This window comes from Polaromonas sp. DSP2-3-2b2, assembly GCF_049895905.1.
In the GTDB taxonomy this organism is placed as follows: domain Bacteria; phylum Pseudomonadota; class Gammaproteobacteria; order Burkholderiales; family Burkholderiaceae_C; genus Polaromonas.
This window is the reverse complement of record NZ_JAFCTH010000017.1, coordinates 52,472-72,859: the sequence shown is the minus strand read 5'-3', so window position 1 is coordinate 72,859 and position 20,388 is coordinate 52,472. Positions and strand designations below refer to the sequence as shown.

16 protein-coding genes and 3 pseudogenes are annotated in these 20,388 nt (G+C 64.1%); 6 read left to right on the top strand and 13 right to left on the bottom strand.

Annotated features, from left to right (window positions below; all coding sequences use genetic code 11):
• Nucleotides 1–87 precede the first annotated feature (87 nt).
• Complete coding sequence (locus ACP7AD_RS14105) at nucleotides 88–309, bottom strand: YdcH family protein (RefSeq protein ID WP_426148370.1); 222 nt, start codon at nucleotides 307–309, stop codon at nucleotides 88–90.
• A gap of 404 nt (nucleotides 310–713) precedes the next feature.
• Between ACP7AD_RS14105 and ACP7AD_RS14100 the strand changes: the two genes are divergently transcribed.
• The 6 genes from ACP7AD_RS14100 to ACP7AD_RS14075 all read left to right on the top strand — a co-directional run bounded on the left by ACP7AD_RS14100 (nucleotide 714) and on the right by ACP7AD_RS14075 (nucleotide 6,529).
• Complete coding sequence (locus ACP7AD_RS14100; protein ID WP_426148369.1) at nucleotides 714–1,190, top strand: 4Fe-4S dicluster domain-containing protein; 477 nt, start codon at nucleotides 714–716, stop codon at nucleotides 1,188–1,190.
• Between the two features lie 12 nt (nucleotides 1,191–1,202).
• Nucleotides 1,203–3,050, top strand: a complete 1,848-nt coding sequence (locus ACP7AD_RS14095) for an aldehyde ferredoxin oxidoreductase family protein (protein ID WP_426148368.1) — start codon at nucleotides 1,203–1,205, stop codon at nucleotides 3,048–3,050.
• 230 nt (nucleotides 3,051–3,280) lie between these two features.
• Nucleotides 3,281–4,579 (top strand): NAD(P)/FAD-dependent oxidoreductase, encoded by a 1,299-nt coding sequence (locus tag ACP7AD_RS14090; protein WP_426148367.1) that lies wholly within the window; start codon nucleotides 3,281–3,283, stop codon nucleotides 4,577–4,579.
• Nucleotides 4,576–4,830: a MoaD/ThiS family protein gene (locus ACP7AD_RS14085; protein ID WP_426148366.1), complete on the top strand. Its 255-nt coding sequence runs from the start codon at nucleotides 4,576–4,578 to the stop codon at nucleotides 4,828–4,830. The genes ACP7AD_RS14090 and ACP7AD_RS14085 overlap by 4 nt, the downstream gene beginning before the upstream one ends.
• A 7-nt stretch (nucleotides 4,831–4,837) precedes the next feature.
• Nucleotides 4,838–5,137 carry a hypothetical protein gene (locus ACP7AD_RS14080; protein WP_426148365.1) on the top strand — a complete coding sequence of 100 codons (300 nt, stop codon included), beginning with the start codon at nucleotides 4,838–4,840 and terminating at the stop codon, nucleotides 5,135–5,137.
• A 96-nt stretch (nucleotides 5,138–5,233) separates the two neighbouring features.
• Complete coding sequence (locus tag ACP7AD_RS14075) at nucleotides 5,234–6,529, top strand: acetyl-CoA hydrolase/transferase family protein (protein WP_426148364.1); 1,296 nt, start codon at nucleotides 5,234–5,236, stop codon at nucleotides 6,527–6,529.
• Between the two features lie 141 nt (nucleotides 6,530–6,670).
• Here ACP7AD_RS14075 and katG read toward each other — a convergent pair whose 3' ends face one another.
• The 12 genes and pseudogenes from katG to ACP7AD_RS14015 all read right to left on the bottom strand — a co-directional run bounded on the left by katG (nucleotide 6,671) and on the right by ACP7AD_RS14015 (nucleotide 20,363).
• Entirely contained in the window at nucleotides 6,671–8,869 is a 2,199-nt protein-coding gene (katG, locus tag ACP7AD_RS14070; RefSeq protein WP_426148363.1) for a catalase/peroxidase HPI, read from the bottom strand.
• Between the two features lie 242 nt (nucleotides 8,870–9,111).
• Nucleotides 9,112–11,802, bottom strand: coding sequence for a GNAT family N-acetyltransferase (locus tag ACP7AD_RS14065; protein ID WP_426148362.1), 2,691 nt, complete (start codon nucleotides 11,800–11,802; stop codon nucleotides 9,112–9,114).
• 110 nt (nucleotides 11,803–11,912) lie between these two features.
• Nucleotides 11,913–12,839, bottom strand: coding sequence for a histone deacetylase family protein (locus tag ACP7AD_RS14060; protein ID WP_426148361.1), 927 nt, complete (start codon nucleotides 12,837–12,839; stop codon nucleotides 11,913–11,915).
• A gap of 132 nt (nucleotides 12,840–12,971) precedes the next feature.
• Entirely contained in the window at nucleotides 12,972–13,250 is a 279-nt protein-coding gene (locus tag ACP7AD_RS14055; protein ID WP_426148360.1) for an acyl carrier protein, read from the bottom strand.
• A 42-nt stretch (nucleotides 13,251–13,292) separates the two neighbouring features.
• Nucleotides 13,293–14,435, bottom strand: coding sequence for a dihydrolipoamide acetyltransferase family protein (locus ACP7AD_RS14050; protein ID WP_426148359.1), 1,143 nt, complete (start codon nucleotides 14,433–14,435; stop codon nucleotides 13,293–13,295).
• Entirely contained in the window at nucleotides 14,428–14,895 is a 468-nt protein-coding gene (locus ACP7AD_RS14045; RefSeq protein WP_426148358.1) for a transketolase C-terminal domain-containing protein, read from the bottom strand. Before ACP7AD_RS14045 ends, ACP7AD_RS14050 begins: the two co-directional genes overlap by 8 nt.
• Nucleotides 14,896–14,931: 36 nt before the next feature.
• Nucleotides 14,932–14,976 (bottom strand): annotated as a pseudogene (locus ACP7AD_RS14040) (hypothetical protein); the annotation flags it as partial.
• A 166-nt stretch (nucleotides 14,977–15,142) separates the two neighbouring features.
• A pseudogene (locus tag ACP7AD_RS14035) lies at nucleotides 15,143–15,448 on the bottom strand (alpha-ketoacid dehydrogenase subunit beta); the annotation flags it as partial.
• Nucleotides 15,445–16,163, bottom strand: a pseudogene (locus ACP7AD_RS14030) (thiamine pyrophosphate-dependent enzyme). The pseudogenes ACP7AD_RS14035 and ACP7AD_RS14030, both read right to left, overlap by 4 nt.
• A gap of 182 nt (nucleotides 16,164–16,345) precedes the next feature.
• Nucleotides 16,346–18,109 carry an acetate--CoA ligase gene (gene acsA / locus ACP7AD_RS14025; RefSeq protein ID WP_426148357.1) on the bottom strand — a complete coding sequence of 588 codons (1,764 nt, stop codon included), beginning with the start codon at nucleotides 18,107–18,109 and terminating at the stop codon, nucleotides 16,346–16,348.
• 254 nt (nucleotides 18,110–18,363) lie between these two features.
• The gene (gene bktB / locus ACP7AD_RS14020) at nucleotides 18,364–19,548 is read right to left on the bottom strand and encodes a beta-ketothiolase BktB (protein ID WP_426148356.1); all 1,185 of its coding nucleotides are present in this window, start codon (nucleotides 19,546–19,548) and stop codon (nucleotides 18,364–18,366) included.
• A 215-nt stretch (nucleotides 19,549–19,763) separates the two neighbouring features.
• Nucleotides 19,764–20,363: an NADPH-dependent FMN reductase gene (locus ACP7AD_RS14015; protein ID WP_426148354.1), complete on the bottom strand. Its 600-nt coding sequence runs from the start codon at nucleotides 20,361–20,363 to the stop codon at nucleotides 19,764–19,766.
• Between the last annotated feature and the right edge of the window lie 25 nt (nucleotides 20,364–20,388).

Sequence of the window (20,388 nt, the reverse complement as noted above, 5' to 3'; positions counted from 1 at the left end):
GAGATTGCCGTCTTTGTCGAGGGTGCCCGTTATGCCCGACAGTTCAACGATGGGTGACTTGTGTGTAATGGGATGGCCTGAAGGTTCTCAGCTTTCGGTTTCAGCCTTTTTCAGGATGACGTAAAGCTGGTCCTTGAGCTGCAGTTTTTCTTTCTTCAGGACTTCGATCTCGTCGGAAGTTCCTGGTTCGATGCGCGACTCCATGTTCTTGATCTGCTGGTCCACGGCGTTGTGCTCTTCAAACAGCCGGGTGAAATGGGCGTCGTTGGTTTTGAGTTGGGTGATGAGGTCGCGGTACTCGGGAAACATAAAAAAACTCCTGATAAAAACAACCCGCGCCCGACCCATTGAAAAGCAGGGCCGCAAACGCGAGGTGAGGCAACTATAAGCCGCAGCCGGGCTCGCGCTCGCAATGCTTGCTCCCTTGCGCATGAAAGACGATCACTGGCTTGTTCAGCCGGTGGCGTTTCAGCACGCCACCTCGGTACTACCCGCAAGGTCTGGACTTGGATGCGCGTGTCCGTGCAGCATTACTTCCGGTTACCGGTGCTGCCGCAAGTCCGCCGGATTTCACACGACCGCGAAGGTAAAAACAAGCCCGTTATCCGGGTTAATACGAAGGGCCGCCAGACCGGTTGAACCCAACAATGTCTATGCAGTTCGATTCATAGGCAAGGCATCTTTGGGGTGCCATTACCCAAGGAGTTTTCTTCATGCAAAAGGTGTTGCACATCAACCCTGAAAAATGCACTGGCTGCCTGCAGTGCGAGATGGCGTGTTCGTTTGAGAACTACGGCGTTTTCGCCCCCGCCAAGTCGCGCATCAAGGTGTTCGACTTCCACGACACCGGCAAGAAGGTGCCCTACACCTGCACCCAGTGCGACGAAGCCTGGTGCCTGCATGCCTGCCCGGTCGAGGCCATCGTGGTGGACCGCGCCACGGGCGCCAAGGTGGTCAACGAATCGACCTGCGTCGGCTGCAAGGTCTGCACCATCGCCTGCCCGTTCGGCACCATCAACTACGTTGCGGAGACCGGCAAGGTGCAAAAGTGCGACCTGTGCGGCGGCGAGCCGGCCTGCGCCGAAGCCTGCCCGACGGCCGCCATCACCTTCATCGACGCCAACTGGACCGGCCTGGGCAGGATGGCGCAATGGGCCGACAAGCTGGGCAACCAGCCTTCAGCCATTTAAGGAGCAACGAACATGTCATGGGCTGGAAAAATTCTCCGCGTCAACCTCACCGCCGGCACCGTCGCCGCCGAACCGCTGAACATGGACTGGGCGCACAGCTACCTGGGCTCGCGCGGACTCGGCAGCAAATACCTGGTGTCCGAAGTCGATCCGAAAGTCGATCCGCTGTCGCCCGACAACAAGATCATCTGGGCGACCGGGCCGCTCACGGGCACCATGGCCTCGACCGGCGGGCGTTACACCGTCATCACCAAGGGGCCGCTGACCGGCGCCATCGCCTGCTCCAATTCGGGCGGCTACTGGGGCGCCGAGCTCAAGATGGCTGGCTGGGACATGGTGATTTTTGAAGGCAAATCGCCGACGCCGGTGTATCTCTACATCAACGACGACACGGCCGAACTGCGCGACGCCACCCACCTCTGGGGCAAGAGCGTCTGGGAAACCGAGCCGCTGATCAAGAAAAGCCTGCAGGACCCGCTGATCCGCGTGTCGTGCATCGGCAAGGCTGGTGAAAACGGTGTGCTGTATGCCGCCGTCGTCAACGACCTGCACCGCGCCGCCGGCCGCTCGGGCGTGGGCACGGTGATGGGCAGCAAGAACTTGAAAGCCATTGCGGTGCGCGGCACCAAGGGCGTGGGCAATGTGCGCGACCCGAAAGCCTTCATGAAGGTGACCTACGAGAAGAAAAAAATCCTGCATGACAACGCCGTGACCGGCCAGGGCTTGCCGACCTTCGGCACGCAGGTGCTGATGAACGTCATCAACGAGATCGGCGGACTGCCGACGCGCAACCACCAGGATGTGCAGTTCGAAAACGCCAAGGACATCTCGGCCGAAGCCATGGCCACGCCGCGCGAGACCGACGGCAAGGCGCAACTGCTGACCAACCAGGCCTGCTTCGGCTGCACGATTGCCTGCGGGCGCATCAGCAAGATGGACAAGGGCCATTTCACCGTGGCCAACAAACCGCAGTACTGGGGCGCATCGGGCGGGCTCGAATACGAAGCCGCCTGGGCGCTGGGCGCGGCCAACGGCGTGAAGGACCTGGAAACGCTGCAATACGTCACCATGCTGTGCAACGAGGAAGGCATCGACCCGATCAGCTTTGGCGCCACGCTGGGCGCGGTGATGGAGCTGTACGAGATGGGCGTGCTGAGCAAGGAGCAGCTTGGCATCGAGGCGCCGTTCGGCTCGGCCGCTGCGCTGGCCTTTCTGGCCGAGGAAACCATCCACGGCCGGGGATTCGGCAAGGAAATCGGCCAGGGCTCCAAACGCCTGACAGCCCAATACGGCCACCCCGATTTGTCGATGTCGTCCAAGGGCCAGGAGTTTCCTGCCTATGACGGCCGCGCCATCCAGGGCATCGGTCTGGCCTATGCCACGTCCAACCGGGGCGGCTGCCATTTGCGCGGCTACACCATTGCGTCGGAAGTGCTGGGCATTCCGGTCAAGACCGACCCGCTGGAGCACGAAGGCAAACCCGAACTGGTGAAAGCCTTTCAGGACGCGACAGCGGCGTTCGATTCGGCCGGGATCTGCGTGTTCACCTCGTTTGCCTGGGGCCTGGCTGATGTGGCTCCGCAGATTCAGGCCGCCTGCGGGGAACAGTTCACCACCGAGGAGCTGGAGAAAATCGGCGAGCGTATCTGGAACATGGAGCGCGAGTTCAACAACGCCGCCGGCTTCACCAAGGCGGACGATTCGCTGCCCAAACGCCTGCTGACGGAAGCCGCCAAGACCGGACCGGCCAAGGGCAAGGTCAACATGCTGGCCGAGATGCTGCCCAAATACTATGCCGCGCGCGGCTGGGATGCCGAAGGCGTGCCGACGGCTGAAACCCGCGAGCGGCTCAGCCTGTAGTTCTCCGCTCTTTTTCTTGCTCCTTCCCCCGCTGGGGGAAGGTTGGGATGGGGGCCAACGCAGGCCGAACGCCAGCCGCTCACCTTTTCAGAACTTGCCTGAAACATGCCGACTGCCAAGATTGATTTGGCCAGGGCCGGATTCGGGGAGGCCCCATCCCGGCCTTCCCCCAAAGGGGGAAGGTGGAAATCGGGCAGCTCGGCCCTTGTTAATTTTCAGAGAAAGATTTCATGACCCACCACGTCATCCTCGGCGCCGGCCCGGCCGGTGTGATTGCCGCTGAAACCATCCGCAAGCACGCGCCGCAGGACACCATCACCTTGGTCGGCGACGAAGCCGAGCCGCCGTATTCGCGCATGGCGATTCCCTATTTGCTGATGGGCAACATCGAAGAGGCGGGCACTTACCTTCGCAAAACGCCGTCGCATTTTGCCGATTTGAAGATAAATCAGCTGTTTGCGCATGCTGCATCAGTGGATATAGCTACAAAAAAAATAGCATTCAGTAGCGGCGAAAACCTCAGTTACGACCGGCTTTTGATCGCCACCGGCTCGCGCCCTGCCCGCCCGTCGATTCCGGGCATCGACAGCGCCGGCGTGCATCCGTGCTGGACGCTCGAAGACGCGCGAAAAATCATGGCGCTGGCCCGGCCCGGCGCGCGCGTGCTGCAGATGGGCGCCGGCTTCATCGGCTGCATCATCATGGAAGCCTTGATGCAGCGCGGCGTGCAGCTCAGTGTGGTCGAGATGGGCGACCGCATGGTGCCGCGCATGATGGGCCCCGTGGCCGGCGGCATGATCCGCGACTGGTGCGAAAGCCAGGGCGTTCAGGTGTTCACCGGCACGCGGGTCGAGGCAATTTTGCCTGGCGCGCCTTTGTCGGTGCGCCTGTCCAATGGGCAGAGCGTGGCCGCCGACCTGGTCATCAGCGCCACCGGCGTCAGGCCCAACATCGGCTTTCTGGAGCACTCCGGCATCACCTGTCTGCAGGGCGTGCTGACCGACGAGCACCTTCAGACCAGCGCGCCCGGCGTGTATGCCGCCGGCGACTGCGCCGAGGCCTTCGACAAGGTCAGCGGCTCGACGATTGTCAGCGCCATCCAGCCGAACGCGGCCGAGCAGGCGCGGGTGGCGGCGCTCAACATGGTCGGGCAAACCACCGAATTGCGCGGCGTGACGCAGATCAACGTGCTCGACACGCTCGGCCTGATCTCGACCAGCTTTGGCAACTGGCAGGGCGTGCCGGGCAGCGAGCAGGGCGAACACGTTGAGCTGACCGACACCCAGGCCGGCGGCGGCCAAGGCCGGCACCTGAGCCTGCAGTTCAAGGACGATGTGCTGGTCGGCTGCAACAGCGTCGGCTGGACCGAGCATGTCGGCGTGATGCGCGGCCTGGTCGAAGGCGCGGTGCACCTCGGCCCGTGGAAGGACAAGCTCAGGCAGGACCCGACCCGGCTGATGCAGGCCTACCTGGCCAGCGCCCAGGCGCAGGGCGAGTGGAACGGCGCGGGCGACGGGCGCCGCCGATGAACATCACCTTCAAGCTGTTCGCCACGCTGACCGACTACCTGCCGGTGGGTTCGCGCCGCAGCAATATCGTCGAGTTGGACGTGGCGCCCGAGGCCACCATCAGCCAGATCATCGAGCCCTTCGGCCTGCCGCCCAAGCTCGTGCACCTGGTGCTGGTCAATGGCCGCTACATCGAGCCGGAGCTGCGCTTGACCACCACGCTGGCCGAAGGCGACGTGCTGGCCATCTGGCCGCCGATTGCCGGCGGCTGACAACAGCGTGCAATCGCATTACGCCGAACATTTCGAGCGCGACATGGGCTGCACCGAAGCCGAGTGGCTGGGCTGGCTGCCCGCTGCGCTGGGCGAGCACGCCTGGCAGCGCGACGGTGCCAGCGTAGAGGTCCGCATCGGCCCGGGCAGCCTGCGCATTGCCTGGCAGCCCGCCCCGCCCCGGGTGCTGGGAAGCGCCCGGATTCCGCGCCTGCTGGCAGCTTTTTCTTTTGCCGGACTCGACGAGCGCCAGCGCTACACTTTCATGAAGCGCTTTGACCTTTACATGCAGCGCGGCGGTGGCTGATCCGGGTTCCGGCCAGGCTCAGGCTGTCCATTTATCCCGGGCTTCCCTATGGCACGCGCGCCATGGCCCCAAGCCATTTAACCCAGAGAGCTGCCCTTGTCGATTCAAACCCTTTACCAGCAAAAACGCATGTCCGCCGCCGATGCCATCGGGGTCGTCATGAACGGTGACACGGTGGTGGTGCCCACGGCCGTGGGCGAGCCGCCGGCCCTGCTCACAGCGCTCTCAAGCGCGCGCCGTGAATTCCGCAACGTGCAGGTTTCGCAAATCCTGCCGGTGCGCAAATACGATTACTTCGACCCTGACACCACCGGCCATGTGCGGCATGCGGCCTATTTCTTCAGCGGCATTTCACGCGCCGGCGGCCAGGAAGGCTGGACCGATTTCATCTCGGCCAATTTCTCCGAGCTGCCCGACCTGCTCAGCCGCAAGCTGCTGCCTGCCGATGTGGTGATGTCCATGGCCTCGCCCATGGACGAGCACGGCTTTTTCTCGCTGTCGCTGGCGCCCGACTACACCATGGCGGCCATTGCGCAGGCGCGGGCGGTCGTGCTCGAAGTGAATCCGAACGTGCCGTTTGCCAACGGCAACTGCCACATCCACATTTCGCAGGTCACCGCGCTGACGGAAAGCGAGGACGCTCTGCTCGAAGTCGGGCTGCCCAAGATCGGTCCGGTGCAGGAAGCCATCGGCAAGTACGTCGCTGACATGATCCCGGACGGCGCCACGCTGCAGATCGGCTATGGCGGCATCCCCGACGCGGTGGTGATGCAACTGACGCACAAGCACGACCTGGGGGTGCACACCGAAATGATCGGCGACGGCATCATGACGCTGGTCGAGGCCGGCGCCATCACCAACCGCAAGAAGAATTATTTGCCCGGCAAGATGCTGGCGACCTTTGCGCTGGGCTCGAAAAAGTTGTACGACTTTTTGCACCGCAACCCGTCGGTCGAGATGCACCCGGTCAATTTCACTAACGACCCCTACCTGGCCGGCCAGAACGACAACCTGCATGCTATCAATGCGACGATGCAGATCGACTTCATGGGCCAGTGCGGCTCGGAAAGCCTGGGCTTTGCGCCCTACTCCGGCACCGGCGGCCAGACCGACTTCGTGCGCTCTGCCAACCGCTCCAATGGCGGCAAGGCCTTCATCGTGCTGCCCTCGACAGCCAAGCACGACACGATTTCGCGCATCGTGCCGGTGCTATCACCCGGCACACACGTCAGCACCAGCAAGAACGACATCAACTACGTGGTGACCGAGTTCGGCGTGGCCCAGCTGCGCGGCAAGACCGCCCACCAGCGCTGCGAGGCGCTGATCGCGATTGCGCATCCGGACTTTCGTGCCGAGTTGCGCAATGCGGCCAAAAGCATGAAGCTGTTGTGATGAGCAAGTAGCACTGGAACGAACCAGCACTGCCTGAAAAAAACGGTTCAGTCGCGCTGGCCGCGATCGGGTTCGGGTTCGGGATGGTCCGATGCCCGGTCGCGGCTGCGCGCGGCAAGACCCTGAAAATTCTTCTTCAGATCATGCAAGGTCGTAGCGGTCAAGGTTCATCACCTTGGTCCAGGCTGCCACAAAGTCATGCACAAACGTCTGCTGCGAATCGCTGCACGCATGGACTTCCGCAAGGGCGCGGAGCTGGGAGTTCGAACCGAAGATCAGATCAACGACCGTGCCTGTCCACTTGATTTCACCCGAGGCCCGGTCGCGCCCTTCCAGCACGTCTTCGGAAGCCGCCGACTTTTGCCACTGGGTGCGCATGTCCAGCAGGTTCACGAAAAAGTCGTTGGTCAGCGTTTCAGCTTGCTGGGTGAAAACTCCGTGCCGGGCTTGTCCGACGTTGGCATTGAGCGCGCGCATGCCGCCGATCAGTACCGTCATCTCTGGAGCCGTCAATGTCATCAGGTTGGCGCGGTCGATCAGCAGTTCAGCCGCTGGCCGTGAGTGACCTTTCTTGATGAAGTTGCGAAAGCCGTCGGCAGACGGTTCCAGCACGGCGAACGAGTCCACATCGGTCTGCTCCTGCGACGCATCGGTGCGCCCGGCCATGAACGGAACCGTCACGTCGTGACCGGCCTTTTTGGCAGCGGCCTCAACCGCTGCGCACCCGCCCAGAACGATCATGTCAGCCAGAGAAATTCTCTTGTTACCCGACTGCATGCCGTTGAAGTCCCGCTGGATGCTTTCCAGGGTCTGCAGCACCATTGCCAGCTGGGCCGGCTGGTTCGCTTCCCAGTCCTTTTGCGGCGCCAGGCGAATGCGCGCCCCGTTGGCCCCGCCGCGCTTGTCGCTGCCGCGAAAGGTTGCCGCCGATGCCCAGGCCGTCGAGACCAGTTGCGAGATGGACAGTCCGGAGGCAAGAACCGTTGCCTTGAGTGCCGCGACGTCGTCCGCCCCGACCAGTTCGTGATCGACCGGAGGCACCGGGTCTTGCCACAACAGCGGCTCGCCTTTTGGAACCAAGGGACCCAGGTAGCGGGCAATCGGGCCCATGTCACGGTGTGTCAGCTTGTACCAGGCCTTGGCATAGGCGTCTGCAAACTCTTGCGGGTTCTGGTGGAAATGCCGGGAAATCTTTTCGTAGACCGGGTCCATCCGCAGGGACAGGTCGGTCGTGGCCATGAAGGGCGCATGGCGTTTGGAAGGGTCGTGGGCGTCAGGCACGGTGCCCGCGCCAGCGCCGTTTTGGGGCTTCCACTGGTGCGCGCCGGCAGGGCTTTTTGTCAGTTCCCACTCGTAGCCGAACAGCGTGTCGAAGTAACCGTTGTCCCATGTGATGGGGCTGGCCGTCCAGGCGCCTTCGAGCCCGCTGGAAATCGTATCGACACCCTTGCCGCTGCCAAAGCTGCTGGTCCAGCCAAGGCCTTGCGCTTCAATGCTGGCGCCCTCGGGTTCCGGGCCTTTGTAGTCCTCGGAGGCCGCGCCATGGCATTTGCCAAAGGTGTGTCCGCCAGCGCAAAGCGCCACGGTTTCATAGTCATTCATCGCCATGCGGGCGAAGGTTTCGCGAATATCGCGGGCTGCGGCGACTGGGTCGGGGTTGCCGTCCGGTCCTTGCGGGTTCACATAGATCAAGCCCATCTGAACAGCGCCCAGTGGCTGCTCAAGTTCGCGATCGCCGGTGTAGCGCTGGTTGCCAAGCCAGGTGTCTTCAGGGCCCCAATAAATGTCCTCGCCTGGCTCCCAGACGTCTTCGCGGCCACCGGCGAAGCCGAAAGTCTTCAAGCCCATCGAATCCATGGCGACTGTGCCGGTCAGAACGATCAGGTCAGCCCAGGAGATTTTGCGGCCGTACTTTTGCTTGACCGGCCACAGCAGACGGCGCGCCTTGTCCAGGCTCACGTTGTCCGGCCAGCTGTTGAGCGGCGCAAAGCGCTGCGTGCCAAAGCCTGAGCCACCGCGACCGTCGGCAATGCGGTAGGTGCCCGCACTGTGCCAGGCCATGCGGACGAAAAACGGGCCGTAGTGACCATAGTCAGCCGGCCACCAGTCCTGGGAATCCGTCATCAGCGCATGGAGGTCTTGGACCACGGCATGCAGGTCAAGCGTCTTGAACGCTTCAGCGTAGTTGAACGCCTTGCCCATGGGGTTTGAGCGCTCGGAATGCTGCTGCAAAATATTCAGGCTGAGATGATTGGGCCACCAGTCCGCGTTTGTCCTGGCACCCGCCACTGGGGACTTGAGAGCGCCGCTGGAAAAAGGGCATTTCATTTCGTTTGACATAGTTCTCACTGTGGTTTGTTTGCGATTTGTTACCTGCTCGACTATAGATTTTGGGCAGCAAACCATCAATCAAATACTTCCAATGGCAGTGATAGGGTTATGCCGTGCTGGGGTTGAAACGCCTGCCTGTGCCAGCGCGCATCCGTTTTAGCCGACAAGCGACTTTTTCAGCATCAAACATGCGTATTGCGCACGATCTGATTGGGTGAAAAGCTATAAATTAAATAGCAAAAACGTTGCGGCTACAGCGTATGCGTCACCAGCTTGAAATCCGGGTCTTCGGCAAACGACTTGATGGTGTAGCCCAGGCTTTTCATGAGTTTGAGCATGCCGGGGTTGTGCGCCAGCACCAGGCCTTCTATTTCCGACAAGCCCTTTTCCCGGGCCACGTCCATGATGCTGAGCATCAGCCGCGAGCCCAGGCCCTTACCGCTGAAGTCGTCGGCCACCACCAGCGCGAACTCGCAGCTCGACTGGTCGGGATTCGTGACGTAGCGTGAAACACCGACGATGCGCTCGGTTTCCGGCACCTCGCCATTGGCGCCCGAGCGGCGTTCCTTGAATACGGCGACCAGCGCCATTTCGCGGTCATAGTCGATCAGCGTGAAGCGCGCCAGCATGCTGGGCGGCAGCTCGACAATGGACGAGATGAAGCGGAAATAGCGGCTTTCCTGCGACAGGTGCGACATCATTTCCTGCAGCATCTGGGCATCGTCCGGGTGGATGGGGCGCACGGTGTATTCGCCGCCGCCACGCAAGGGCCAGACCTGCTCGTAGCGCGCCGGATACGGCAGGATCGACAGGTGGCTGTAGGTGTTGGCGCGGCCGTTGACGGCTTGCGGCGCATGGTCGATCGCGATGCGGGCATCGACCGCCACGGCGCCGGATTCGTCGACGATGATCGGGTTGATGTCCATCTCGCGCAGCTGGGGCAGCTCGCAGACCATTTCCGAGACGCGCAGCAGGATCTGCTCCAGCGCTTTCATGTTCACCGGCGCGGCGCCGCGCCAGGCGCCCAGGGTTTCGGCCACGCGCGAGCGTCCGATCAGGTGGCGCGCCAGGAACTGGTTGAGCGGCGGCAATTCCATCGCCCGGTCGTCGATCAGCTCGATCATCGTGCCGCCGGCGCCAAAGGCAATCACCGGGCCGAACGGGTCGTCGGTCACCAGGCCGACGCACACTTCGCGGCCGCGCCTGGCGCGCGCCATGGTCTGCACCGTCACGCCGTTGATGCGCGCATTGGGCTTGAGGCGGGCGACGGTTTGCATCATCTCGGTGAAGGTGTCGCGCACGCCGGTGGCGTTCAGGATGTTCAGCGCCACGCCTTCGACATCGGACTTGTGGCTGATGTCGGGCGAGTCGATCTTCAGCGCCACTGGAAAGCCGAGCTGCGTGGCGATCATCATCGCCTCGTTGGCGGTGCGCGCCAGGATGGTCTGCGTGACCGGAATGTGAAACGCCGACAGCAGCGTCTTTGATTCCATCTCGGTCAGAACCTTGCGGCGCTCGGCCAGCACGTTCTCGATGATCAGGCGCGCGCCTTCGATGTCGGGCTTGGCCATCGTGGTCAGCGGCGGCGGCGTTTGCTGAAGCAGTTGCTGGTTCTTGTAGAACGACGCGATGTTGCCAAACGCGCCGACCGCCGCTTCTGGCGTGCGAAAGGTAGGAATCGCCGCGTCGTTCAAAACGCCGCGCCCCGCCACCACCGACGCATCGCCCATCCAGCACGACAGCAGCGGCTTGCCCATGCTGCGCTTGACCTCGGCCAGCGTGCGCGCCACTTCGGCGGCATCAACCCCTTCCTTGGGCGAGAAGATCGCCAGCACGCCGTCGATCTGCCGGTCCTTGCCGGCGGCCTCGATGGCGGCCTTGTAGTGTTCAGGCGTGGCTTCCTCGGACAGGTCGATCAGGTCGGACAGCGACGCCAGTTCGGGCAAGAGCAGCTTGAGGGCGCTGGACGATTCCGGCGACAGCCTGCCCAGTTCCAGGTGGATTTCATTGACCCAGTCGGCGGCCAGCACGCCCGGACCGCCGCCGTTGGTGACGATGGCCAGCCGGTTGCCGACCGGGCGGTAGCGCGAGGCCAGGCACTTGGCGGCCGAAAAAAGCTCGACAAACGAGCGCACACGCACCGCGCCGGCGCGGCGCAGGGCAGCGTCGAACACATCGTCGCTGCCGACGATGGCGCCGCTGTGGGTTTGCGCGGCCTCGTTGCCAGCGGGCCGTCGGCCGGCCTTGAGCACCACCACCGGCTTGGCGTTGGCCGCCGAGCGCAGCGCGCTCATGAAACGGCGCGCGCTGGAAATGCCTTCGAGGTAGATGACGATGCTCTGGGTATGCCGGTCGTTGGCCAGGAAATCGAGCACCTGGGCAATATCGACCGAGGTGTTGGGCCCCAGTGACACCACCGATGAAAAGCCGACGCCGTTCTTGCTGGCCCAGTCGAGGATGGACGACGTCAGCGCGCCGGACTGCGACACCAGCGCCAGCGAACCCGCCCTGGCCATCGGCCCGGCGGCGCTCGCGTTGAGCATGAGGTGCGGGCGCTGCAGGCCCAGGCCGTTGGGCCCCATCAGGAAAACCCCTTCGCGGCGGGCGATCTTCTTGAGTTCGGCGGCGCCGTCGGCATTGATGCCGCTGGTGATCACCAGCGCCGAGCGGCAGGTCATGCGCCCGGCAATTTCCAGCGCGGCGGCGACTTCCCCAGGCGGCAGCGCAATGATCGCCAGGTCGGCGCCGGTTTGTGCCAGGTCGGCCAGCGTGCCGGTGGTGTTGACGTTCAGGAACTGCAGCGTGCCGGTGTATTTCTGGGCGCGCAGCGCCTGGTGCAGCACCCGGGCGCGCGAGGTCAGGCTGTCCGGGTCATCGACATCGCCGGCAAAGACGACGATGGACTGGGGGGCGAAAAGCGGGGTGAGGTAGTGCTTGTCCATAAGAGGGCTTTCATTTCATTGCTATTTTTAAATTCGATGGGCCGTGGCCCGCCCCGCCGTGCTGCGGCCCTGGCCGCGACGATGCGCCTGCATCGAGGCGGCAAGGGAAATCAGTCGGCGCCAATCAGCACCTTGACATGCGCCGCCACGCTACGCGCCAGCGGGCTCAGGACGTAGCCGCCTTCCAGGCAGGAGATGACCCGGCCCTGGCAGTGCTGTTCGGCCACTTTCATGATCTGCCGGGTGACCCATTCGTAGTCGGCCTCGACCAGTCCCAGGTTGCCCATGTCGTCTTCACGGTGGCCGTCGAAGCCGGCGGAAATATAGATCAGCTCGGGCTTGAAGGCGTCCAGGGCGGGCAGCCAGTGGGCGGAGACGGCTTCGCGGAACAGGTCGCTGCCCGAGCGCGACGGCAGGCCGACATTGACCATGTTCGTCCCCGTGGCGTTTTCGCCGGTGAAGGGGTAGATGCCCTGCTCGAAGATCGAGCACATCAGCACGCGATCGTCGCCGCGAAAGATGTCTTCGCTGCCGTTGCCGTGGTGTACGTCGAAGTCGATCAGCGCGACGCGCTGCAGGCCGTGCCTGGTCAACGCATGGCGGATGCCGACGGCCACGTTGTTGAAAAAGCAAAAGCCCATGGCGGCGTCGCGCTGCGCATGGTGGCCGGGCGGGCGCACGCAGCAAAAGGCGCTGGGCGCCTCGCCCGTCAGCACCAGGTCGGTGGCCAGCACCGCCGAGCCGGCCGCGCGCAGGGCTGCCGTGACGGTGAACGGGTTCATGTCGGTGTCGGGATCGACCTTGTGGTAGCCCTCGGCTGGCGAGGCGGCCATGAGTTCGCTGACATAGCGCGAGGAATGGGCATGGGCCAGTTGTTCCAGCGTGGCCAGCGGCGCATCGTAGGGATGCATGTAGTCGAGCAGACCCTTGACCAGCAGCATGTCGTTGATGGCGCCCAGCCGCTCGGGGCATTCGGGATGGTGGGCGCCCATTTCGTGGCGGGCGCAATCGGCGTGGGTGATGTAGGCAGGCAGCATGGTTTGTCTCCTTGGGGGGTGCTCTGGCGACTTCGGCCAGATGCGTGCATCTTGCCAGTCTAGGCTTGCGCGTGCATTACCGGCTTGATGCATCGCAATTTTTTTGCGGTCAGCCCCAAGGCTTGCGCTGGTTCAAGCGCTTTCAGGCGGGGCATCGGACGATGCTTGCGACAGCCTGGCGCGCAGATAGTCCAGCAGGTCCTTGAGCGTGACGAGATCGGCATAGTCCGACTCGGCAATCTCGACCTTGAGCTGCTGGCTCAGCCCGATCAGGAAATTGAGCCAGTCCATCGAGTCCAGGTCCACCTGCAGGCGCAGTGGCCGGTTGTCTTTTAGCAACGCCACCTCGACCTCGGGCGCAATCGACAGCAGCGTGGCCAGCACGGTGCTGCGCAAGTCAGAATCGTTCATGGGGGCGTCCTCCGATGAGATTTTGCGCGCCGGGCGCTGCCTTTACAGCGCCTCGGGCTGCTGCAGCAACTCGCGCAGTTCGGCCAGAAAGAGCGCGCCGCGGTGACCGTCCGAGACCCGGTGGTCTGCCGCCAGGCTGGCCGTGACGGTGGGCATGATGGCCAGCTTGCCTTGCGCGTCCACCCACGGCCGCGGGGCCATGCTACCAAAGCCCACCAGCGCCACCTGCGGCGGGTAGATCACGCCCATCACCGCTTGCACGCCCTGGTCGCCCAGGTTGGTGACGGTCACGCAGGCGTCGGTCATTTCAGAGCTGCGCAGCGAGCCGGCGCGGCATCGCCTGACCAAGTCGGCCAGTTCCTGCATCAGCAGCGCCAGCGGCTTGGCCGCAACGTTGTGCAGGGCTGGCGCAATCAGGCCGCCCTGGCGCAGCGAGATGGCTACGCCGATGTGGACAGCGGCTGCGGGCTTGAACTGCTCGTCCTGGAACAGGCCGTTGAACTCGGGGTATTTTTTGAGCGCCAGCGCGACCGCCTTGAGCTGCAGCACCGCCATCAGCAGCCGTTCGGTGATGGGGCGGCCTGCGTTTTCCTGCTCCAGCCATTGCTGCGCCCTCTGCATAGGAATGGTTTCGAGTAGGTAGTAGTGCGGAATCTCGCGGTTGGAGCGGCTCATGGCGGCGGCAATGGCGCGGCGGGTTTCCAGTTGGCGGTCTGCTGCGGGCGAGGGCGGCTGCGCTGGTTTTGGCACGCCCGCCGAGGCCGCGGCGCGTTCGACGTCGGCCAGCGTGACGACGCCTTCTGCGCCGCTTCCCGTGAGCGTGCCAAGGTCCAGGCCCAGCGCCTGGGCCTTGTGCCGCGCAGCGGGGGAAATGCGCTGGCGGCGTGTGACGGCTGGGGCCGCTGCTGGTGCGGCCGGCGGCTGCACGGCGGCGGGCGGAGCGGGTTCGCCCGGCGCTCTCAAGCTGGCCAGCACGGCGCCCACCGGCACGTGGTCGCCAGGCGCTACCCGCAACTCCTGCACCGTGCCGTCCTGCCAGATTTCGATGTCGATCGCCGCCTTGGACGTGTCCACGATGACCACAACCTGGCCCTTGTGCACGGCCTCGCCGGGCTTGACCTTCCACTCCAGCAGCGTGCCTTCGTCTATGTCGGCGCCGAGCGAGGGCAGCTTGAACTCAAACATGGAGCATTCCTTTCACCACGGCGATAATTTTGGCGACCTGCGGCAGCGCGGCATCTTCGAGGTGCTTGGCATAGGGAATCGGCACTTCCTCGCTGCACACGCAGGCCACCGGGGCATCGAGTTCGTAAAAGCAGTCTTCCATGAGCCGCGCCATGATTTCGGCCGCCAGGCTGCCGGTTTTCCAGCCTTCATCGACGATGACGGCGCGGTGCGTCTTGCGCACCGACGCGGCGAGGGTCTCGGTGTCCAGCGGCCGCAGCACGCGCAGGTCTATCACTTCGACATCGATGCCTGCGCTGGCCAGTTCGCTGGCCGCCTGCATGGCTTTGGGCAGGCTGCCGCCATAGGTGATCAGCGTGAGCTGCGTGCCCAGGCGCCGCACGGCGGCGTGCGTGATGTCGCATGGCCAGTCATCGGGCAGCTCGGCTTCCAGGCTGTAGAGCTGCGCATGCTCGAACATCACTACCGGGTCCGGGTCGGCCAGCGCCGGGCCCAGCATGCCGCGCGCGTCGCCCACGGTCGCTGGCGCCAGCACGCGGATGCCGGGAATGTGGGCGTACCAGTTCTCCAGGCTGTGCGAATGCTGGGCTGCCAGCTGCCAGCTGCCAGCTGCCAGCTGCCAGCTGCCAGCTGCCAGCTGCCAGCTGCCGGCCTGCGCCGGTGGCCATGCGCAGCACCAGCGGCACCGAAAACTGCCCGCCTGACATGTGGCGCAGTGTGGCCGCCGTGTTCACGATGGCGTCGAGCGACAACAGGCTGAAGTTGACCGTCATCACTTCGACAATCGGCCGCATGCCGCCCAGCGCCGCCCCGACGCCAGCGCCGACAAAGCCCAGCTCCGACAAGGGCGTATCGCGAATCCGTTCCGGTCCGAATTCATCAAAAAAACCCTTGGACACGGCGTAACTGCCGCCATAACGGCCCACGTCCTCGCCCATCAGGAAGACGCGCGGATCGTTCGTCAGCGCCTCGTGCAGCGCCTGGCGCACGGCTTCGCGGTAGCTGATTTTCATGACGTTTCCTGCGGGGTGTAAACATCCTTGAGCAGATCGGCTGTTGGCTCGAACTCTGCCGCCTCGGCGAAGGCCACCGCATCGGCCACCTCGGCCTCGGCGCTTGCGTCCATCGCCAGAAAGGCTTGCTCGGTCAGCTCGCCCGCCGCCTTGAGCTGCGCGGTGAAGCTGTGAATCGGACCGCGCTGCTTCCATTGCTCGACTTCCGCCTTGTCGCGGTACAGGTCGGGATCGAACATCGAATGGGCGCGAAAGCGGTAGGTGGCATATTCGACAAAGGGCCTATGCCTGCGCGCACCTGCAGCAGCGCCTGGCGCGTGGCCTCGTGAACCGCCCGCACATCCATGCCGTCCACCTTGACGTTGGATACCTTGTAGCTCGCCGCCTTTGCGCACAGGTCGGTCTGCGATTCGGAGCGCGCCAGCGCCGTGCCCATGGCGTACAGGTTGTTCTCGCAGCAAAACAGCACCGGCAACTGCCACAGCGCGGCCAGGTTCATGGCCTCGTGAAAAGCGCCTTCGGCCATCGCGCCTTCGTCAAAAAAGCAGGTGGTCACGCGCTCAATGCCCTGCAGCTTGTCGGCCAGCGCCAAGCCTACGGCCAGCGGCAGGCCGCCGCCGACGATGGCATTGCCGCCATAAAAGCGCCGTGCCGCGTCGAACAGGTGCATGGAGCCGCCGTGGCCCCGGCAGCAGCCGGCCGCCTTGCCGTACATCTCGGCCATGATGGCGCGCAGCGCGCCTGCCGCGCAGGCCTCCTCGCCGATGTAGAGGTGCAGGAAGCCGCGAATCTTGCCGGCGCCATAGAGCTCGGCGCACTTTTCCTCCATGCGGCGTATGCGCAGCATGTCGGTCAGCAAGTCCAGCGACAGGGTCTGGCCGGTTTCGGGCAAGCCGGTCATGCGCCAGCCTCCAGCGTCGAGGTATCGCCTTCGGGCAGGCCCAGTTCGCGCGCCTTGAGCAGGCGCCGCATGATCTTGCCGCTGCGCGTGCGCGGCAGCGTGGGCAAAAAGGCGATTTCCTTGGGCGCCACGGCGGCGCCGAGTTTTTTGCGCGCATGGCCCAGCAGTTCCATGCGCAGCGCTTCGGTCGGCTCGAAGCCTTGCCTGAGCGAGACAAAGGCCTTGACCACCTCGCCGACCATGGGGTCGGGCTTGCCGATCACGCCGGCCTCGGCCACGGCCGGGTGTTCCATCAGCGCGCTTTCGACCTCGAACGGGCCGATCAGGTGGCCGGCCGACTTGATCACGTCGTCGCTGCGGCCGACGAACCAGTAATAACCGTCGGCGTCGCGTCTTGCCAGGTCGCCGGTCAGGTACCAGTCGCCAGCGAAGCATTTGCGGTAGCGCTCCTTGTTGTTCAGGTAGCCGCGCAGCATTGACGGCCAGCCGCGCTTGAGCGCGAGTTCGCCTTCCTGATCGGGCTGATCCATCAGTTCGACCAAGCCATCGGCGCGCTGGCGCACGATGGCGGCCTCGACGCCCGGCAGCGGCAGGCCCATGGAGCCGGGCTTGATGTCCAGCGCCGGCAGGTTGGCAATCATGATGCCGCCGGTTTCGGTCTGCCACCAGTTGTCGTGAATCGGCTTACCCAGCACGTCCTGGCCCCACCAGACGGCTTCGGGGTTCAGCGGCTCACCCACGCTGGCGATAAAGCGCAGCTTCGGGTAGTCGTATTTGCGGGCCAGTTCCGCGCCCGCCTTCATGAGCATGCGGATCGCCGTGGGCGCGGTGTACCAGACGCTGACCTGCTGCTCGTGCAGGATGCGCCACCAGCGCTCGGCATCGAACTCGGCCTCGTCGATGATGGAGGTCACGCCATGCAGCAGCGGCGCGATGATTCCGTAGGACGTGCCGGTGACCCAGCCCGGGTCGGCCGTGCACCAGAAGATGTCGTCCGGGTGCAGGTCCAGCGCGTAGCGGCCGGTGGCCCAGTGCGTCACCACCGCGCCATGCACAAGCAGTGCGCCCTTGGGCGTGCCGGTGGTGCCGCTGGTGAAATGCAGCAGGACCGGGTCTTCCGGCTGCGTGGCCACGATGTCAAAGTCTTCTGAAGCCTCGGCCATAAGTTGCGCCAGATCGTGCGTTCCGGGGATGGCGGTCGGCAATCCTTCATCGCTGACCAGCAGCACCTGCCGCAGCGCGGGCAACTGATCACGAATCTTCGCTACCTTGCGTTCATACAACCCGTCGGTGGTGACCAGCACCGCGCCTTCGCCGAGCTTGAGGCGTGTGGCCAGCGGCTCTGGGCCAAAGGCTGAAAACAGCGGCGACACCACGCAGCCGTTCTTGAAGCTGCCCAGCACCGCCGTGTACAGCGCTGGAGTGCGCCCGGTCAGCACGAACACGCGTTCGCCACGCTGAACGCTCAGCGTCTTGAGCACGTTGGCAAAGCGATTGGTGAGCAGGGAAAGATCGCGGTAGCGGATGTCATGCTGACCCTGGCTGCCCAGGAAGCGGAAAGCCACATGATCGGCGCGCGCGCCCTGCGCATGGCGATCCACGGCTTCAAAGGCGATGTTCAGGCCGCCGCCGGGCAGGCCTGCCAGTTCACGCCGGGCGGCATTCCACGAAAACGCGCGGCAGGCGGCAGCGTAGTCGGCCAGGTTGGGCGGCACCGCCAGATCTGCGGGAGTCTTGTGAATGATGGCCGGGCGACCCATGGCGCACTCCTTGTATGAGAGCCCATTTTGGAGACTGCCCGCCGGGCCGGTTTGATGTGCATCAAGCCCGATGACCATCCGTGAGCCCGCGCACGGCGCTTCGGATGTGTGGCGCAGCCGTTCTGCGCCTGGAGTCCATGGCGAAAGGGCGGGGCCTTGGCCAGCGCGTGGCGCGACGCTAGAAAAAAAGCCCCCGGCCAGCGGGCGGCTGGCCGGGGGCTGGGTCGATGCGAACGCCTAGAGGCTAGAGGCGCTCACAGGCGCTCGAAGATCGCCGCAATGCCCTGGCCGCCGCCAATGCACATCGTCACCAGCGCGTAGCGGCCCTGGATTCGCTGCAGCTCGTACACGGCCTTGACGGTCAGCAGGGCGCCGGTGGCGCCAATCGGGTGGCCGAGCGAAATGCCCGAGCCGTTCGGGTTGACCTTGGCCGGGTCCAGACCCAGATCGCGGCTGACGGCGCAGGCCTGGGCGGCAAACGCTTCATTGGCCTCGATCACATCCAGGTCATTGATCGTGAGGCCGGCTTTTTTCAGCGCCATCTGCGTGGCGGGCACCGGGCCTATGCCCATGAACTTGGGGTCCACGCCAGCGTGCGCATAAGCGACCAGGCGGGCCAGCGGCTTCAGGCCACGGGCCTTGGCCACGCTAGATTCCATCAGCACCACGGCCGCAGCGGCGTCGTTGATGCCCGACGCATTGCCGGCGGTCACCGTGCCGTTTTCCTTGATGAACACCGGCTTGAGCTTGGCCATGTCGGCCAGCGTGCAGTTGGGGCGGAAATGCTCGTCGGTGTCGTAAGCCACCTCGCCCTTGCGGCTCTTGAGCATCACGGGAACGATCTGCTCCTTGAAGTAGCCGGCCTCGATCGCTTTCTGGGCGCGGTTGTGGCTTTGCACGGCCAGTGCATCCTGTTCTTCACGCGTGATGCCCCATTTGGCGGCGATGTTCTCGGCCGTCACGCCCATGTGGACCGTGTGAAACGGGTCATGCAGCGCGCCGACGACCATGTCCACCATCTTGGTGTCACCCATGCGGGCACCCCAGCGCATGTTCAGGCTGGCGTAGGGTGCGCGGCTCATGTTTTCAGCGCCGCCGCCGATGGCGATGTCGGCATCACCGAGCAAGATGCTCTGGCTGGCCGAGATGATGGCCTGCAGGCCGGAGCCGCACAGGCGGTTGACGTTGAAGGCTGGCGTGCTTTCGGCGCAGCCGCCGTTGACGGCCGCCACGCGCGACAAATACATGTCTTTCGGTTCGGTGTTGACGACATGGCCGAACACCACATGGCCGACGTCCTTGCCCTCGACGCCGGCACGCGCCAGCGATTCACGAACCACCAGCGCGGCCAGTTCGGTAGGCGGCGTGTCCTTCAGGCTGCCGCCAAAGGTTCCAATCGCGGTGCGCACACCGCTGACAACTACAACTTCACGGGTCATGGGTATCTCCTGGGTTTTAAAAAAGCCGCTTGAAGTGTGAACCGTTTTGGCTACGCCCGGCTGACACGGGAAGCGGCAAGAATCAGTATGGCATTGATGGCGAAGGCGGGCCGGGCATCCGGTTGATTTTCATCATTTGAAAGCAAAAAATGGCTTTTGCGCAATCCTGGTCTGCGTAGTCTGCTATTAAAAAAGATGTGGCCAAACCAGCCCGGTCACGCCGCCAGGCGCTGCGCGGCGAACAGCACTTGGTCAATCACCGCCTGCACGCTCTTGCGGTGGCTGTCGCTGACCAGTTCATCGTGCGCATCGAACGCATCTCCGGCCTTGCCCAACGCAAAAGTTTTGGGCGCCACCCAGCATTGCGAATTGAACAGCAGCGGCACCAGGTGGCTTTGCGAGCGCAGGCCGCCCAGTGCGCCGGGCGACGCGCTGAGCACGCCGACCACCTTGCCGGTGAAGGACTTGAAGCCGTCGTGCCAATCCGGGTCGCCCTTGACCGGGCTGGACACCCAGTCGATGGTGTTTTTGAGCAAGGCGGTGTAGCTGCCGTTGTACTCGGGCGAGCAGATGATCCAGGCCGGGTGTGCATGCATCATTTCCTTGAGCTTCATCACGTCGGGCGGCGTACCGCGCGCTTCCAGGTCGGCGTTGTACATCGGAATGTCAAAGTCCACGAGTTCGATGTGCGTGACCTCGGCGCCGCTGGCGCGAGCCAGGGTAGCGGCGACGCCGGCAAGCTTGCGGTTGAAGGAATTGAGGCGGGTGCTGCCGGCAAACACCAGCAGCTTGGGAGTGAGTTTTGGGGGGGTCATGAAACTGATTTCATCACAGCCCGCC

Bases quoted from the DNA above. Each gene is read 5' to 3' on its own strand.
- ACP7AD_RS14085 (WP_426148366.1), top strand. From the start codon at position 4,576: ATGAACATCACCTTCAAGCTGTTCGCCACGCTGACCGACTACCTGCCG.
- bktB (WP_426148356.1), bottom strand. From the start codon at position 19,548: ATGACCCGTGAAGTTGTAGTTGTCAGCGGTGTGCGCACCGCGATTGGA.
- ACP7AD_RS14045 (WP_426148358.1), bottom strand. From the start codon at position 14,895: ATGTTCGAGCATGCGCAGCTCTACAGCCTGGAAGCCGAGCTGCCCGAT.
- ACP7AD_RS14105 (WP_426148370.1), bottom strand. From the start codon at position 309: ATGTTTCCCGAGTACCGCGACCTCATCACCCAACTCAAAACCAACGAC.
- ACP7AD_RS14100 (WP_426148369.1), top strand. From the start codon at position 714: ATGCAAAAGGTGTTGCACATCAACCCTGAAAAATGCACTGGCTGCCTG.
- ACP7AD_RS14065 (WP_426148362.1), bottom strand. From the start codon at position 11,802: ATGGACAAGCACTACCTCACCCCGCTTTTCGCCCCCCAGTCCATCGTC.
- ACP7AD_RS14015 (WP_426148354.1), bottom strand. From the start codon at position 20,363: ATGACCCCCCCAAAACTCACTCCCAAGCTGCTGGTGTTTGCCGGCAGC.
- ACP7AD_RS14060 (WP_426148361.1), bottom strand. From the start codon at position 12,839: ATGCTGCCTGCCTACATCACCCACGCCGATTGCGCCCGCCACGAAATG.
- ACP7AD_RS14055 (WP_426148360.1), bottom strand. From the start codon at position 13,250: ATGAACGATTCTGACTTGCGCAGCACCGTGCTGGCCACGCTGCTGTCG.
- ACP7AD_RS14095 (WP_426148368.1), top strand. From the start codon at position 1,203: ATGTCATGGGCTGGAAAAATTCTCCGCGTCAACCTCACCGCCGGCACC.
- katG (WP_426148363.1), bottom strand. From the start codon at position 8,869: ATGTCAAACGAAATGAAATGCCCTTTTTCCAGCGGCGCTCTCAAGTCC.
- acsA (WP_426148357.1), bottom strand. From the start codon at position 18,109: ATGGGTCGCCCGGCCATCATTCACAAGACTCCCGCAGATCTGGCGGTG.
- ACP7AD_RS14050 (WP_426148359.1), bottom strand. From the start codon at position 14,435: ATGTTTGAGTTCAAGCTGCCCTCGCTCGGCGCCGACATAGACGAAGGC.
- ACP7AD_RS14090 (WP_426148367.1), top strand. From the start codon at position 3,281: ATGACCCACCACGTCATCCTCGGCGCCGGCCCGGCCGGTGTGATTGCC.